The 16,815-nt window shown below is 55.6% G+C and carries 14 protein-coding genes; 6 read left to right on the top strand and 8 right to left on the bottom strand.

Translation table 11 applies throughout. The features are described from left to right. The first annotated feature begins 17 nt into the window (after positions 1 to 17). From REIFOR_RS04615 to REIFOR_RS04590, 6 genes are read left to right on the top strand one after another with little or no spacing between them, the layout of a single operon-like run. Positions 18 to 974, top strand: a complete 957-nt coding sequence (locus REIFOR_RS04615) for an AAA family ATPase (protein ID WP_100256455.1) — start codon at positions 18 to 20, stop codon at positions 972 to 974. Between the two features lie 6 nt (positions 975 to 980). After that, positions 981 to 1,892 (top strand): DUF58 domain-containing protein, encoded by a 912-nt coding sequence (locus tag REIFOR_RS04610; protein ID WP_100256454.1) that lies wholly within the window; start codon positions 981 to 983, stop codon positions 1,890 to 1,892. Beyond that, positions 1,874 to 2,344 carry a DUF4381 family protein gene (locus REIFOR_RS04605; protein WP_145980235.1) on the top strand — a complete coding sequence of 157 codons (471 nt, stop codon included), beginning with the start codon at positions 1,874 to 1,876 and terminating at the stop codon, positions 2,342 to 2,344. The genes REIFOR_RS04610 and REIFOR_RS04605 overlap by 19 nt, the downstream gene beginning before the upstream one ends. Continuing rightward, positions 2,341 to 3,318: a VWA domain-containing protein gene (locus REIFOR_RS04600; protein WP_100256452.1), complete on the top strand. Its 978-nt coding sequence runs from the start codon at positions 2,341 to 2,343 to the stop codon at positions 3,316 to 3,318. Before REIFOR_RS04605 ends, REIFOR_RS04600 begins: the two co-directional genes overlap by 4 nt. Next, the gene (locus tag REIFOR_RS04595) at positions 3,305 to 5,005 is read left to right on the top strand and encodes a vWA domain-containing protein (protein ID WP_100256451.1); all 1,701 of its coding nucleotides are present in this window, start codon (positions 3,305 to 3,307) and stop codon (positions 5,003 to 5,005) included. The genes REIFOR_RS04600 and REIFOR_RS04595 overlap by 14 nt, the downstream gene beginning before the upstream one ends. Beyond that, a complete protein-coding gene (locus REIFOR_RS04590) occupies positions 4,999 to 6,639 on the top strand; it encodes a BatD family protein (protein ID WP_100256450.1) in 1,641 nt (546 codons plus the stop codon). Before REIFOR_RS04595 ends, REIFOR_RS04590 begins: the two co-directional genes overlap by 7 nt. Before the next feature lie 78 nt (positions 6,640 to 6,717). On the opposite strand, the gene rlmB is transcribed toward REIFOR_RS04590, so the two are convergent. The 8 genes from rlmB to hfq all read right to left on the bottom strand — a co-directional run bounded on the left by rlmB (position 6,718) and on the right by hfq (position 16,570). Then, entirely contained in the window at positions 6,718 to 7,488 is a 771-nt protein-coding gene (gene rlmB / locus REIFOR_RS04585) for a 23S rRNA (guanosine(2251)-2'-O)-methyltransferase RlmB (RefSeq protein ID WP_100256449.1), read from the bottom strand. A gap of 144 nt (positions 7,489 to 7,632) precedes the next feature. Further along, a complete protein-coding gene (rnr, locus tag REIFOR_RS04580; protein WP_100256448.1) occupies positions 7,633 to 10,041 on the bottom strand; it encodes a ribonuclease R in 2,409 nt (802 codons plus the stop codon). Between the two features lie 143 nt (positions 10,042 to 10,184). Beyond that, positions 10,185 to 11,477 (bottom strand): adenylosuccinate synthase, encoded by a 1,293-nt coding sequence (locus tag REIFOR_RS04575; RefSeq protein ID WP_100256447.1) that lies wholly within the window; start codon positions 11,475 to 11,477, stop codon positions 10,185 to 10,187. A 1-nt stretch (position 11,478) separates the two neighbouring features. Continuing rightward, the gene (locus REIFOR_RS04570; RefSeq protein WP_100256446.1) at positions 11,479 to 12,675 is read right to left on the bottom strand and encodes an ATP phosphoribosyltransferase regulatory subunit; all 1,197 of its coding nucleotides are present in this window, start codon (positions 12,673 to 12,675) and stop codon (positions 11,479 to 11,481) included. A 105-nt stretch (positions 12,676 to 12,780) separates the two neighbouring features. After that, a complete protein-coding gene (hflC, locus tag REIFOR_RS04565; RefSeq protein ID WP_100256445.1) occupies positions 12,781 to 13,713 on the bottom strand; it encodes a protease modulator HflC in 933 nt (310 codons plus the stop codon). Positions 13,714 to 13,725: 12 nt separating this feature from the next. Continuing rightward, positions 13,726 to 14,910, bottom strand: coding sequence for an FtsH protease activity modulator HflK (gene hflK / locus REIFOR_RS04560; RefSeq protein WP_100256444.1), 1,185 nt, complete (start codon positions 14,908 to 14,910; stop codon positions 13,726 to 13,728). A 44-nt stretch (positions 14,911 to 14,954) separates the two neighbouring features. Then, positions 14,955 to 16,268, bottom strand: coding sequence for a ribosome rescue GTPase HflX (gene hflX, locus REIFOR_RS04555; protein ID WP_100256443.1), 1,314 nt, complete (start codon positions 16,266 to 16,268; stop codon positions 14,955 to 14,957). Positions 16,269 to 16,324: 56 nt separating this feature from the next. Then, positions 16,325 to 16,570, bottom strand: coding sequence for an RNA chaperone Hfq (hfq, locus tag REIFOR_RS04550; RefSeq protein WP_100256442.1), 246 nt, complete (start codon positions 16,568 to 16,570; stop codon positions 16,325 to 16,327). Positions 16,571 to 16,815: the final 245 nt, after the last annotated feature.

The following is a 16,815-nucleotide window of genomic DNA, read 5'->3' as shown; positions in this document are numbered from 1 at the left end:
CCGGCATTCTATGAACTATGGCAACCTACGACGCACTCCATGCATTAAAGACCGCGCTGCAATCCCGAATCATCGGCCAGGAGCAACTCATCGAGTCGCTGCTGATCGGACTGTTGGCCGATGGCCACCTGCTGGTCGAAGGCGCGCCCGGGCTGGCCAAGACGAGTGCGATCAAGGCATTGTCCGATGGCCTGCAATGCAGCTTCAAGCGGATCCAGTTCACCCCCGACCTGATGCCCGCCGATGTCACCGGCTCCGACATTTATCGCGTCGAAGAACATCGCTTCGAATTTCAACCCGGGCCGATCTTCGCCAACCTGGTCTTGGCCGATGAAATCAATCGAGCTCCGGCCAAGGTGCAATCGGCGCTGCTCGAGGCAATGTCGGAACGGCAGGTCTCGGCTAACGGCCAAACCTATCCATTGCCCGCGCCTTTTCTGGTTATGGCCACACAAAACCCGGTTGAGCACGAAGGCACCTATGCGCTGCCCGAGGCCCAATTAGACCGCTTCTTGATGAAGGTCTCGCTCGATTATCCGAGCCTTGAAAATGAGTTTCGAATCCTCCATTTGGCCCGGCAGGAGCAGGCCCATGAGCTGCCCGCCTATGCCAACATTGACCTCGATACTTTGATGGCCGCGCGGGCCGAGGTCGATCAGATCCATGTCAGCGCGGCCGTTGAAACCTATATAGTGCACCTAATCAATGCCACCCGGCATGCCGGTGCGTATCAGGCCGACCTAGAGGGTTTAATCCTTTATGGCGCCTCGCCGCGCGCCACCATCGCCTTGGATCGCTGCGCGCGCGCCCTGGCTTGGTTGTCCGGCAGTGACTTCGTGACCCCAGACCATATCCAACAGGTTGCCAGCCGGGTTATTGCCCATCGCTTGGTACTCAGCTTACAGGCACAGGCCAAGGGCTTCGATGGTAATGCGTTAGTGCACCAGTTACTCGCCGCGGTGCCGGTGGGGTAAGCTAGGATGCAGACTGAATTCCCCGTTTTGGGCGCAACCGTGCAGCTCGATGAACTGTTGAAGTTGCAAACTCTGGCACTGGATCTCCGCCGCTTAACGCCGCCGCGCAGCCGTGCTCAGCGCATTGGCGAACAGCGTTCTGTCTATCGCGGTCAGGGCCGTGAGTTTATCGAGATGAAGCATTATCAGTCCGGCGACGATGTGCGCCAAATCGATTGGCGTCAAACTGCCAAGAAGCAACTGCCCTTTGTCCGAGTTATGGAAGAAGATCGCCACAGCGAGCACACCATCTGGCTCGACCTCAGCAGTAGCAGCTATTTTGGCACTCAGGGCTGTTTTAAATCGGTTATGGCCTGCCATTGGGCCGCCTTCCTGATCTGGCGTTTTCTGCAACTGAAGCATCCACTGCGCCTGTTCGTGCGCGTCGGCGCCGACTGGCAACAAGAGCTGCGCGTCAGTGCCCAAAAGGACGGCGCTCGGGCCTGTCAGCTCTTGGTCGAGGCCCATGCCTATCTGGCTGGTCAGTTCCGCACGCTCGAGCCGGCACCGGCGGTGTCGCTGGCGCATTGGAAAAACCGCCCCAACCTCTGGTTTATTGCCGACTTCTTGCAGCAAGATATCGCCCAACTGGCGCAGCAGATCCCGGTGCAGGCGATCAGCTCGCTCACCCTACTGCAGGTATTGGATCCATTCGACTGCCAGCTGCCGTCGGCCGGCCTACTGCCGGTTAAAAACCCCAACCAGAGTGGTTGGATCGCCAGCTCCGATGGCCGCCTACAGCAGCAGTACAAAGACCATTTTAAGGCCCACAATGACGCCTTGGAGCGCTTCGTCTGGCAGGCCAATGGCGCCCTGTTCAGCCACCGTAATAATCAATTCCACTGGAGCGAGGTGCAGTCTTGGCCTCTGTATCACTGATGCCCGAAGAAAACCCCGCTGTGCAGCAGCTGCTCGCCCAACTGGCCGGCAATGTTTTGCCCACCGAGCCATCCATCTGGCCCATCGCATTGGGCTACTGGCTGGTCTTAGGCGCCGTGCTCATTACCACAGCGGCACTGCTCTATTGGTGGCGCCTGGGTCGCGATTGGCGCCGGGTGTCGCGCCAGCGCAAACGCATTCAGGGCCAAACTGACGCCGATCGGCAGTTGCTGCAGCTGCACCAACTGTTGCGTTGGGTGCTGATCAACAAGCTCGGCGCCGACAAGGGGTTAACCGATCGCGCCTTCGCAGAGCGGGTTACCTCGAGCCTGGCAACCCTGCCCCCGAGTTGGTTAAACGGCCACTATCGGGCCGAACCGGCGGTCCACCCGATTGATTGGGCCGAGGTTCAGCGTTTACTCAAGGCCTGGCGCAAGGAGGCACACCGATGAATTTTGCCTGGCCTTGGCTGGCCTTAATCTTGCCGCTGTTCTGGCTGCTGCCGCGGAGTCGCACATCGGCCAGCGCCGAGGCCTTGGAGCATCCCTATTTAATGAGCTTGAGCCAGCAACAACCGCCTGGCCGACAACGCGTAACGCGGGCCGGGTGGCTGCTGCAAGTGGCCTGGGTCCTGTTGGTGGTGGCGCTGATACGGCCGCAATGGGTCGGGGAGCCAGTCAGCAACGTGATCGCCGGACGCAGCATCTTCTTGGCCGTCGATCTCTCTGGCAGCATGCTGGAGCCCGATATGACCTGGAACGGGCGGGCCATCGAGCGCTATCAGGCGGTCCAGGCGGTCGTCGGCCAATTCGTCGAACAGCGCCGGCAGGATTTTATCGGCCTGGTAGTGTTTGGCAGCTTTGCCGATATCCAAGCCCCCTTGACCCCAGATGTCCAAGCCGTGAGCGCCATTCTCAGAGATCTTCGCCCGGGCATGGCCGGCGACAGCACGGCGATTGGCGATGGTCTGGCGCTGGCGGTAAAACAACTGCGCCTGTCCGAATCCCCGGACAAGGTGATTATCCTGCTCTCCGATGGTGAGAACAAGACCGGCGATGTCACCCCAGAACAGGCCACCACCATCGCCCAGCAGAGCGACATTAAGGTTTACACCATCGGCTTTGGCGGCGATCGACCAACCAGCTTCTTGGGGATGCTCAGAGGCGGTGGCAATGAGATCGATGAACAGACGCTCAAAACCATCGCCGAACAAACTCAGGGCCGTTATTTCCGGGCCACTAGCACCCAAGACTTGGCACAGGTGTTTCGCACCATCGACAATTTGGAAACCAGTGATCGGGATGACCGCGACGTGCGACTGGTGATCGAGTATTACTGGTTGCCATTGCTGGCCAGTTTTGGGCTAATTGTGTTGGCTGCCAGCCTGCCTTGGCGCCGAGGAGCGAGAACCGATGATCTGGCTTAGACCCTACCTACTGTTGCTCTTGCTACTCTGGCTTCCCCTGGCCTATCGGCTGATTCGCAACGGGCGACACCAAAGCGCTTGGCAACGACTGATCGACCCGACCCTTTATGCGGCCCTGGCCGGCCAGGTTAGTGCGCGCCGGCGGATGCGCTCCTGGCTGGTACCGATGCTCGGCGTGCTGATTATTCTCGCCTTAGCGGGACCGGCCCAACCTACCAACAGCGCCCAGTCGGTCACTCAGGGCAATCTCTACGTGGTACTCGACAACAGCCTATCGATGGCCGGCACCGACCTGCTACCCAATCGTCTGACCCGAGCCAAGCGGATGATCGCCGACTGGGCCGGCAGTGGCCTGTTCGATAAGACCAGTGTGATTGTCTATTCGGCCTCAGCCCACCTGCTGACTCCCCTAACCCAGGATGTGGCTACCCTAGGCACCCAGTTGGCCGCACTGACGCCCTTTTTAATGCCCGAGTTTGGCAATAACGCCGAACAGGCCTTTGCCCTACTAGCCGACCAGTTGGCCAGCGGGGACGGGCCTGCGGCTCATGTCCTCTGGCTCACCGACGATATCGCCGCCAACAAGGTGAACGCCATTCGGCAAGCACTGCCCAAGGCCCAATCCTGGACGGTGGTCGCGGTCGGTACCGCGGCCGGCAGCCCTATCCCCTTGCCCAATGAGCAGGGTTATCTCTCGGATAACGATCAGTTGGTGGTGGTCTCTACCCAGATCGGCGACCTGTTACAACGAGCAGCCGGGCTGGGCTTTAGCGCCGCCGAAATGGGTAGCCAGCCCAGCCTGCGCTTGTTGGGCGAGCAATCCGTTAATGTTGCCGAGCAAATGGCCGTGGAGGATCTGGGTTATTGGCTATTGCTGCCCATTGCCCTGCTCTTGCTCTGGGTTAATCGCCAGGCCTCCCTGTCAAGCGCGGGTGTCCTGATGCTGGTGCTGCTCAGTGGTGCTCCGAACGAGGCCCTGGCCGTGGATCTATTGCATAACCGCAATCAACAGGCCTATCAGGCCCTGGTGCGGCAAGATCCTGAGTTGGCACTGCAGCTTGCTAAGGACCCGGCCTTGAGGGCCGAGGCGCAGTATCAGAGCGGTCAGTTTGAGCTTGCGGCCGACACATTTTTGAGCCTGGCGACACCAGCGGCACTGTTTAACGCCGGCAATGCCCTGGCCAATGCCGGCAAACTGGAAGCGGCGATCCAGGCCTATCAACAGAGCCTGGACAGGGCTCCGAATCCGGCGGCAGAAAAAAATAAGGCCCTGATCGAAGCCTTTCTGCAGCAACAAGAGCAACAGGAACAACAGGACTCGCAATCCGGAGAACAGAATCCCGATGCGCCGTCTGAGCCGAACGAACAGCCAGGTGACGGCGAGCCGGGCCAACCGGGGGACCAGGCCAAGCCCGGTAATACCGACCAGGACGGCAACCCGACCGAGGCACCCGAGTCGAGCGAAACGAGCCAGGCAGCGCAAGAGCAGGCAGCACAAGAGGCGGCCGATCAAGCCGCCGAGCAGGCAGCGGCGGGCGAGGAGAAAAGTGCCGAGCAACTCAGGGCGGATCAGGAGGTGCAGGCGGTGCTCAATCAATTGCAGGCCCCTGCTGGCTCGCTGTTGCAACAAAAATTCAGATATCAATTTCAACAAAACCCTATCGAACCGGATGGCACTCTATGGTAACTGCGTGGCGCCTTGGCGCTCTGATCACAATGTTTTTAGTTGTCGGCCTGGCCGAAGCGGCGGTAAGCGCGCAGGTCGATCGTACCGAGCTTTATAATGACGAATCATTGGTACTGACGGTCACCGTCTCCCCTGCCGCCGAGTTAAACTCGACCGACTTAGCGGCGCTGGCGAGTTTGTTTTCGATCGAACAACGGGTCCAGCAGCAGTCTAGTCAAAACATCAATGGCCGCGCTCGTTCGCGGGTCGATTATCAATTTCGACTCTCCAGTAAGGCCCGTGGCGTGGTTGCGATCCCCAGCATCCGAGCCGGTGACGAGCAGAGCGAGCCGATCTTTGTTACCGTGCTCGATGCGCGCCAGCGCGGCGACTCCTTAGCAGAGGATGCCGTGCAATTCACCGGTCGTCTGAGTAACAACCGCCCCTATGTCGATCAAGCCTTTGAAATAGTCCTGGAGTTTGCCTATAAGATCCAGGTCAAGGGCGCGATCGAAACGATCGATTTGGACAGCTTTGAAACGCGGCTCGTGAAGGAGGAAAACACCAATACCACCCGCAACGGTCAGACCTATAACCTCTATCGTCAAGTATTGGAACTGACGCCGAAAAATCCGGGCGCGGTCAAGATACCGACCATCGTGTTTAACGGCGAGTACCCCGATTCGGCCCAAGGTCGCTACGTCCGCTTTAGCCGCACGGTCGATCTTGAGCCGATTGAGATTCGCGCGATCCCAGCCAGCTTCCCGTCCGATGCCTATTGGCTGCCCGCGACCGAAATACGGCTGAGCGACAATCTCGATACCGGTCAGCCTATGGATACGAACAGCCACCTCGACTGGCAGATCTCTACCCAAACCCAGGGTTTGGCCGCCAGCCGGCTGCCCGACCCCTTAGCGACGATCAGCGCCTCGTTAGACAGTCGTCTGAGGCTGTATCGTAACGAAGCCACCTTCAGCGACAACCAGCGCCTAGATTCTGCGGCCTTGACCATCGACACGCCGGGTACCTATCGTATCCCCGCCATCCGTATTCCATGGTGGAATACCGACACCGACACGCTGGCATGGGCCGAGCTTCCGGAGCGCACTATCAGGGTAGTGGCGACCACCCAGGTCAGCCCGAAAGGGACCGGACAAGCTCCGGGCGCCGAGCCGCTATTGAGCCCTGAGAGTCGGTCAACCGAGCAGCCCGAACTGGCCCCGTTTGGACCCAATTACTGGCTTTACGCCACGCTTCTGGCGGGCCTTGGGTGGTTGCTCACGTTAGGGCTGTGGTGGCGCCAGGTAAGAACTGTAACGACGGCACGCAGCACGGACGTCCTAACACCTGGCGCGGTCTCGCCCAATTGGGCAGTAGCCCAACGTTTGGCAAAGGCCTCGGACTATTCCGGCCTCTATCAATGTCTGCTGCGATTGACCGGGGCAGGCAATGACCCCCTAACGGTAGTAAAAGCCCGCTTGGATCAGTCAACACGACAAAGTTTTGAAGATCTGGAACGATCGCTTTTTAGCGACCAAGCGACACCTCCGAGCGCCTCAGCCATGACCGCATTGGTGCAAGCCTTGGAGCGCCTGATCGGTCGAACAGGCTCGGCGCGCGCACCCGATGAGGCACTGCGGCTTTATCCGAACTGAGCTGGGTAATATTTAAGACAGAGATATGGGCTACCGCTGACCGGTGCCCAAAAGCAGAAAGGGGATCCAGAGACGCCCCTATGGTGCGGCAGCGCTCAAACGCTGGCGTACTGCTTCAAACAGACATACACCGGCGGCAACGGAGACATTGAGGCTGCTGACCTGACCGGCCATCGGTAGGTAAACTAGACCATCACAGGTTTCTCGGGTCAGGCGGCGCAAGCCACTGCCTTCGGCCCCCATAACCAGTGCGATCGGGCCCGTTAACGGCGTTTGGTAGACCGAACTCTTGGCCTCGCCGGCCGTGCCATAGATCCAGATCCCCCGACTCTTCAGCGCCTCGAGCGTGCGCGCCAAGTTGGTCACCGCGAAGAAGGGCACCGTATCGGTAGCGCCACTGGCCACTTTGACCGCGGCAGGGGTCAGGCTAGCCGACTTGTCCTTCGGCACGATCAAACCGTGCGCACCGGCGGCGTCACAGGACCGCAGACAGGCGCCGATGTTATGCGGATCGGTAACCCCATCGAGAATTAGCAACAGCGGCGGGACCGTCAGCGCGTCGAGCATTTCCTCCAGATCGGCCTCTTTGAGTACCGGTGCCGCCAGAGTCTGTACTAAAACGCCCTGATGGCGGCCTTCCATCAGCTCATGCTTGTGCAGAATACGATCAAAGTCTTCCCGGTTCACCAGGCGAAACTTGACGTCCTGAGCTCGCACCAAATCGAGCAGTCGATTCATACGATTATCTTGGCGGCCCTTGAGCAGTACCACCTCTTTGATCCGTTCCGGGTGCGTTTCCACGGCGCTTTGTGCAGCGTGTAAACCAAAGACCCACATGGAATCCGTCATTGTTAGATTTCTCCGAAATTTGCTAAGCAGGCGATAGGGGCGGGTATTATTCTGGGCGTCCGTGTCTAAACTAACGGGCGCGCCTGCTGAACAGGCGCACCTTGTCGGGATCGGCCGATCTCAGAACGATCGAGGACCGTTCGATTAACGCTTACGGCCGCCGCTACGGCTGCCACTGCGCTTCTTCGGCTTGCCATCTGTACTGGCTTTATTACCCTGATCGGACCCATCGGTCGAACTCTCTTGACGTTTCGCCGGCTTGCGCTGAGTGCTGCCCTTACGACCCCGATCGGGTTTGGTCACGCCACCTTCGGCCAGTTCGAAATCGATCTTACGATCGTCCAAGCTGACGCGAACCACGCGGATTTGCAGCTTATCGCCTAGGCTATAGACGATACGGGTGCGGTCGCCGACCAAGCGATGCGCGCTTTGCTCGTACTGGTAATAATCCGATTGCAGGCTGGAAATGTGCACCAAGCCATCAACGTAGATATCGTCCAACTGAACAAAGAGACCAAAATTGGTCACCGCCGACACGGTGCCACTGAATTCTGAGCCTATATGATCGTTCATATATTCACATTTCAACCAAGTGACCACATCACGAGTGGCTTCATCGGCGCGTCGTTCGGCCATCGAGCAATGTTCACCCAGCTCGAGCATCTGCTTGACGTCATACGGATAGATATCCGCTGTCGCCATCAGCTCGGCTTCTTTGACCCGAGTCACTAAGGCGGTGCGCTTTTTACTGCGAATCACCGAACGGATCGCACGATGCACGAGCAAATCTGGATAGCGTCGAATCGGCGAGGTGAAGTGAGCATAGCGATCAAAGGACAAACCAAAGTGGCCCAGGTTTTCCATCTGATACACAGCCTGTGCCATTGAGCGCAGCATAACCGTTTGCAACAGTTCAAAGTCTTCACGACCACGAATCTGGTGCAGTAGCTTCTGGTAATCGGCGGCCTTTGGCTTCATGCCGCCGGTTACGCCTAGGCCATGTTCGCCCATATATTCACGCAGATTCTGCAAGCGCTCTGGCGACGGCGTATCGTGCACGCGATAGAGGCACGGAATTTCCATCGTTTCAATCAGGGTTGCAGCGCAGACGTTGGCCGCCAACATGCATTCTTCGATCAGGCGATGCGCGTCGTTACGCGAGGTTGCCACGATGCGGTCAATCTTCTGTTCATCATTGAAGACAATGCGCGTTTCGCGGGTTTCAAATTCGATCGCACCGCGGATTGAGCGAGCAATACCGAAGCCCTTATAGACAGCATAGAGCGCGTCGATATTTTTCTCGACGTTAACACCATACTCAGCCACCAAGGCGGCACGATGGCTCGGTTCACTCTTGTCGAGCACCTCGGCCACCCGAGTATAGGTCAGACGGGCATGCGAATAGATAATGCCTTCCATAAAGCGAAAATGGTCGACCACGCCCAATGCGCTGACTTCCATCTCACAAACCAACGCCAAACGATCGGTTTGCGGATTGAGCGAACAGAGACCATTGGACAGTACTTCCGGTAACATTGGGATAACCCGTTCCGGAAAGTAGACTGAGGTGCCGCGATTACGCGCTTCCACATCGAGCGGGCTGTGCACGGCAACATAGTGCGACACGTCCGCGATCGCGACATAAAGGCGTGTTCCGCCGTTCTTCATCGCCTGAGCAAATACCGCGTCATCGAAATCACGCGCATCTTCACCGTCGATCGTGACGAAGGCCTTGTCGCGCAGATCGACCCGATTGACCTTGTCGCCTTCCTTGACCTCGGTACCGAAATCGACGATCTGGACTTCGACATCTTGCGGCCATTCGTGCGGAATGTCATAGGTTTGCATGGCGATGTCGATTTCCATGCCGGGCGCCATATGAGCACCCAGAACGGTTTTGACCCGACCAATAGGTTGTTTACGAAATTCAGGTTGTTCGACGATCTCAACCAACACGATGTCGCCATCTTTAGCGTCGGCAACATCTTTGGCTGGGATCAGAACATTTTGGCTAATACGCTTGTTTTCGGGGGTTACGAAACCAAAGTCGCCTTCCCAGCGGAACCGACCAACCAACTCGGGCGTACGACGTTCAATCACCTCAGTGATGATCGCCTCAACTCGGCCACGTTGATCTTTATCGCCTTTGCGGGCTAATACGATGTCGCCATCAAAACAACAACGCATCTGGCGGTTATTGAGCACAAAATCATCACCGCCTTGTTCCGGGATTAGAAAGCCAAAGCCATCGCGATGGCCTTGTACACGTCCGCGGATCAGATCCATTTTGTCGATTAGGCCGAAGGCACCACTGCGTGAACAGAGTAATTGGCCATCTCGGACCATGGCCAGCAAACGCCGGCGCAGAGCTTCAACATCGTCTTCAGTTACTAGGGACAATTCAAAACACAATTCAGGATGGCTTGCGGGCCCTTTGCGTTGGGCAAGGTGCTCACCAATAAATTCACGACTGGGAATTGGGTTATCGTATTTTTCCGCCTCACGTTCTAGGTGAGGGTCTAAAGTTGAGTTATTTTTTTTCACAATATCCATATTTCATTGTTATTTTAGAAAAATTAGTATAACGGGAGATGGACTCAATTTGTAGGAAAGACTTCATCGGAAGGAAAACGAGAACGCAGCTGCACTGTGCAACTGCGTTCTTTTAGCGACCTATCCCGCGCTAGTGTGGTGTCTCAGAGTTCGAAGGAGTGCTTTAACACGATGGTTTCAACTCGATCGGGTCCAGTGGACACTATATCGATTCGGGCGCCGATAGCCTTTTCGATGTATTCGATGTAGGCACGGGCATTCTTCGGTAAATCAGCCAGTGACTTAGCACCTACGGTGGAATCATGCCAACCGGGCAGGTCGACGTAGACGGGTGTTACGGTATCAAAGGCTTCGGATGACGCCGGCCAAGCCACTGCCTGTCCCGCCTCATCCTGATAACCGACACAGACCTTGACGATATCCAGACCATCGAGCACGTCGAGTTTGGTCAGGCAGATGGCATTGATCGAGTTAATCCGGATACTGTGCTTGACCAATACTGCATCAAACCAGCCACAACGTCGAGCCCGGCCGGTAGTAGTACCCACTTCTTGGCCCTTTTCGGCCAGGTATTTGCCGTTGTCGTCAAACAGTTCAGTCGGGAATGGACCGGCACCGACTCGAGTGGTGTAGGCCTTGGTGATGCCCATGATCTGATCCAGATACAGCGGACCGACACCGGAACCGGTGGCGACACCGCCGGCCGTGGTATTAGACGAGGTCACATAGGGATAGGTACCGTGGTCGATATCGAGTAACGAGCCTTGGGCGCCTTCGAACATGATGTTACCACTGCGCTCGCGAATCTCGTGCACCAAGCTGACCGTATCGGTGGTGATATCTAGGATACTTTTAGCGTCGGCGATAACCTCCGCGATGCACTGATCGACATCTACTGTTTCGGCACCGTAGTATTCTTTGAGCATAAAGTTGTGGTAATTCAGCACTTCGGTCAACTTTTCCTTGAAGCCGGCCTGGAACACATCTCCCAGGCGGACCCCGCGACGGCTGACCTTGTCTTCATAGGCCGGCCCGATGCCACGCCCGGTGGTACCGATTTTCTTAATGCCACGCTTGGCCTCACGCGCCTGATCTAGGGCAACGTGGACCGGTAAAATTAGTGGGCAACCCTGAGAAACACGCAGACGCTCGCGCACGGGCACCCCTTTCTCTTCCAGCATGGCCATTTCACGTTGCAAGGCGGTGATGGACAAAACCACGCCGTTGCCGATGACGCAGGTCACACCTGGGCGCATTACACCAGACGGAATCAGATGTAATGCGGTTTTTTTACCGTCAATTACAATGGTGTGACCGGCATTGTGGCCACCCTGGAATCGGACCACTGCATCTGCGTTTTCGGTCAACAGGTCAACAATCTTGCCTTTGCCTTCATCACCCCATTGGGTGCCCAGTACGACTACATTCTTACCCATTTTAAACTTGTCCGTTTTGAGAAATCAGTTGAATATGCCATTGGCCATTGTCCTGCACCAATACCCGATCACAACCCAGCTCGTCGCTCTCGGGTTGTTCGCTAAATAATTGAATAATCCGTTCACCCTGAGCCCGCAAGCTTCGAATAACCCCAGCCAATGCCGGATCATTGCTCGCAGGTGCCAAGATACCAGGCGTTTCAGCCCAATCACTGACCACTAGGGTGGCCAGTATTTTTAGATCACTGGAGAAGCCGGTAGCCGGTCGAGAACGTCCGAACACTTCACCGGTATGATCATAGCGCCCACCACGCGCCACTGGCTGGCCAAAGCCAGGCACAAAGGCGGAGAAAACCAGGCCGGTATGATAGTTAAAATTTCGTAATTCGGCCAAATCAAAATGAATTCGGACCTCAGGAAATGCCTGCCGGATCGCCAGGGCAATCGATTTAAGGGTCTGCAATGCTGCCAAAACAGCCTTAGGAGCCTCGGCAAACTCCTCCACCCAAAGTTCCAGATCGTCCAATGAGCCGGCCATGGCCGGTAATTTCAGGAAAATCGCCTTATGCTCCTCGGCCATATCAACCGCGGCAAGCCATTGCTGGAGCTCTGGCAAGGCGCGCAGACGCAATAGGCCGTAGAGTTCGGTCTGCTGACTGGCACTCAACTCGGTCTCGGCGACCAAAGCATGATAGATACCAACGTGACCCAGATCGACCGTTATCTGTTTCAGACCGGCGCTCTGAAGTGAACTTAACATTAGGGACACAATTTCAACTTCGCTATCCAAGCCCGAATAGCCATACAATTCAGCGCCAATTTGCATCGGACTGCGCGATGATAGCAGGTGGGTCGCCTTGGTATGCAGCACCTCACCACAATAGCAGTAGCGCGCGACACCGATTTTGGGGATCGAATGGGCGTCCATGCGCGCGACCTGTTGGGTCCGGTCAGCGCTAATGCCCATCAAGCGGCCTGAGCGCTGGTCGGTAATCTTAAAGGTCAACAGATCGAGGTCGTGGCCGACCCCGGTCAAGAGGGACTCCAAATATTCCGCCGAGGGCGGTTGCAGCAGATCATAGCCCCACACCCGATACTCATCGAGTAGGGCGCGGCGTAAAGCTTCGATACGGGCGGCCTGCGGCGGCAGAATCTCTTCTATGCCGTCCGGTAAAAGCCAGCGTTCTGAAATGGTCATTCGATCTGAAATCCCGTAATGTCACAAATTTAGGCACAAAAAAACCGGGCATCTGCCCGGTTGCAAGATTATACAGAGACTTAGGGCTTTCGCCCAGTCATATCGTTAGGGTTTTCCGTTCTGATTATTCAAGTAACGGAAGAAGTCGCTATCCGGCTCCAGCACCAGCATATCACCCGTCGAGTTGAAGGCATTGCGATAGGCCCTCAAACTGCGGTGAAAGGCATAGAACTCAGAATCGACCGAATAGGCGCTGGTATAAATTTTCGCCGCATCGGCATCACCAGCACCGCGAATCTGTTCAGACTCTCGGAACGCGTTGGCGATGGTAATGGTTCGCTCTTGATCGGCATTGGCCTGAATAATTTCTGCCTGACGCTGACCTTCGGAACGGAATTTTCGCGCTTCCTGATCCCGGTCTGAGCGCATACGACGGAATACATCGCTGGACACTTCCTGCGGCAGATCGATCGCCTTGATACGAATATCGACGACCTGAATCCCCAGTTCGGTTACGGCCACGGCATTGACCTTCTGCAAGACACGCTGCATCAGGGCATCTCGTTCACCTTCATCGCTGCGTATGTTGTTACCAGAGGACAGTATTTCACCAGTTTTCAGACCCGTGACCACTTCACGCAGAGACTTGTCACCAAAGGCGTCGCGCAGAGCCGCATTGACTCGAGAGCCAAGTACCTCGTTAGCGCGGAAGAAATCACCGCCACTGTTGGCGGTGTAGAATTTCAGTGTTTCCGTGATGCGCCATTGCACGTAGGAGTCCACTTCCAAGCTCTTCTGTTCGCTGGTAATAAAGCGTTCGGCCTGACTGTCGAGCGTAATCAAACGGTTATCGAACTTCTTGATCTGATGCACCAGTGGGATCTTAAAATGCAGACCCGGCTCAATGTCCCAAGCCGTGACTTCACCGAAATACAGCCGTATGGCCGTTTGACGCTCTTCGATGATAAACATACTGCTGCTGGCTGCCAATATCACTAGGCCGAGCACGACTACTAGTAGGCTACTTTTTGCGTTCATCTGTTCAGCCCCTTATTGGTTGCTTCTGCGGCGATCGATTTCGCGCAGAATCTGGTCGGTTAGGTTGCTGACATCGGTCTGTGACATGCTGCTCACGGCACCGGCTTTCAGGTCTGTTGCGGCGGCGCCGCTGGCCTGGCTCTGGCGCAGCTGATCGAGGGGCAGATAGATCATGTTATTGCCACCCTCCACATCTAACAACACCTTCGAACTCTTGCCATAAACCTCTTCAATAGTATCGAGGTACAAACGTTCACGCGTGATATCAGGAGCCTTTAGATACTCATTCAGCAGCGCAGTGAAACGATCCGATTCACCAGTCGCACGGGCTATCACTTCTTGCCGATAGGCTTCTGCCTCGGCCAATTGACGCTGAGCGGCACCTTGGGCGACGGGCACAATTTGGTTGGCGTAAGCTTGGGCTTCGTTGATCAGTCGCTGCTGATCTTCGCGCGCTTTGATTACGTCATCGAAGGCGTCTTGCACGGCAGTCGGCGGCGCGGCATTGGTGATCTTCAACTGACCGACCTGGATACCGACTTCATAGTTGTCCAGATACTGCTGTAAGCGATCTTTTACCAAAGCCTGGACCTGATCTCGGCCGGTGGTCAAGATCTGCTCCAAACCGGCAGAACCAACAACGTGGCGCAAAGCTGACTCGGACGCATGCGCCATGGTTGACTCTGGATCACGCACGTTAAGCACGTACAGTTTGGCATCGGCTGCGCGGTATTCCACCGTCATCGATACAGTAACGATATTCTCATCGGCCGTGAGCATCGAGGTTTTCAGGCTGTGTTCACGCACCTGAGTCACATTGACGTTTTCATTGTCGGCAATACGATCGATAAAGGGGATCATGTAGTGCAGACCGGGGGCTTCGACCCGATAAAACTCACCCAAACGCAGCACCACGGCGCGCTCGGATTCATCGACCGTGTAAAAGGCGTTGAAACCAGTGAAGAGCACCGCGATCACCGCGACGATGGCTGCTATAGCGCCAAAGCCGGCTGCTGGCGGGGTATCCGAACCGCCGTTGCCGCCTTTCTTATTGCCACCAAGCCATTTATTGAGCTTCTCGGTGATCTGTTTGATGAGGTCGTCAAGATCTGGAGGGCCATCGTTTTTATTTCGATTGCGATTACCCCAAGGGTCTTGGTCGTTCTTATTGCCACCTGGTGGTTCGTTCCACGCCATGGTCTACTCCGTCTCTATTATAGTTTTTATAACTGAAAACTCAGCTATTGCTCGAAAAATTCCTTAACCCGCGCAACACCAAAGCGTTCTTCGGTCAGGTTAAAACGTTTTAACAATTGTCTAAAGTCTTTCTTCTGCATGCGCACTTCCAGCTGAACTCGGCCGACCTCGTCATAACTTTCAGACAAGATGGCATTTTGCTCGAATAAAGCGGCACGCAAACCAGACTCGCTGGCCTCCAACACAATAGTAGTGGCGAGAATCTCATCACCCAGCAATTCGGTAATGGCCGCCAGCAATAATGAAGTGCCCTCACCACTTACGGCCGACAACCAGACTCGGACCGGTCGCCCTGCATTATCACGCTCAATAGCAGGTTGAAAATCATCGAGCAGGTCGATCTTGTTGAATACTTCCAACCGGGGTATATCAATTGACCCTATCTCAGTTAATACGGCTTCAACCTGCGCCATATTATGGTGACGATTTTCATCAGCACAATCTACGACGTGCAATAACAGATCGGCGCCGGCCGTTTCCTGCAGGGTCGCTTTAAAGGCTTCGACCAACTTATGAGGTAAGTGACGAATAAAGCCTACCGTGTCGGCCAGCACAATACCGCCCATATCAGGCACTTCAAGACGACGCAAGGTCGGATCCAGCGTGGCAAAAAGCTGATCCGCCACATAGACCGTAGCGTCTGTCAAATAATTGAAAAGAGTGGATTTACCCGCATTAGTGTATCCCACTAGGGCCACCGTTGGAGTGTTGGATCGATTTCGGGCGCGCCGGGACTGGTTGCGTTGCTTCTCAACCTTGTCGAGGCGCTTGTGAATCGTTGAGATACGGCTACGCAGTAGGCGTCGATCCGACTCCAGCTGGGTTTCACCCGGGCCACGCAGACCAATACCGCCTTTTTCTCGATCCAAGTGGGTCCAACCACGAATCAGACGCGTGCTCTGATACTCCAGCTGAGCCAATTCGACCTGCAGCTTGCCCTCGTGGGTTCGGGCACGCTGAGCGAATATATCGAGAATGAGTCCGGTCCGATCGAGCACCCGACACTCTATGGCGGCTTCGATATTACGTTCCTGTGAGGGTCGCAATGCGTGATTAAATAATACTAGGTCGGCCTCATGGTCAATCACGGCCTGCTGAATCTCTTCTAGCTTGCCAGCACCGACAAAAAATTTGGAATGAGGAACCGTCATAACACCGCGGATAAACAATGCGGTCTCGGCCCCAGCTGAGGTAACTAACTCGGAAAACTCCGCCGCGTCCTCACGCTGGTCCGACTCAGGAAAGTCAACATGAACCAATATGGCTCGGTTTCCGCCCTCTACACGTTCAAAAAGCAATCAAAACTCCGATGCCCGGCGCTGCCCGGCTAAGAGAAAAATAGTGGACCGTCCCGTTACTCGACAGTAATTACGTCATCGTCGTCTTGGGTAATCTTGACATTGCGGGCGGGGACGACCGTCGAAATGGCATGTTTGTAAACCATTTGGCTAACAGTGTTCTTCAACAAAATAACAAACTGGTCGAAGCTTTCGATCTGACCCTGCAACTTAATGCCGTTTACCAGAAAGATTGACACTGGAATGCGCTCTTTACGTAGCGCGTTTAAGAAAGGGTCTTGTAAAGACTGCCCTTTTGACATGTTCTGCTCCCTTTTTGTCAAGGATTATAATAATAGTTGGCTTGCAAACCAGCGTGCCCGGGTGCCACTAAAGCCAATGACTCCGTCACTCGGTGCCCAAAGAATGGGCCAACATCGACCAATTTATTACGCCGAAGCGCGCCATTGGCCCACAATGGAGGCTGGTTCAATAGCATTCAAAAATTCCAATTAGTAATTCTAGTTGATTTCCATCTCATTGTGGATGGCAACAGGACATTATTTAC

This window comes from Reinekea forsetii (assembly GCF_002795845.1).
Taxonomy (GTDB): domain Bacteria; phylum Pseudomonadota; class Gammaproteobacteria; order Pseudomonadales; family Natronospirillaceae; genus Reinekea; species Reinekea forsetii.
This window is presented reverse-complemented; position numbering and strand designations above follow the sequence as displayed.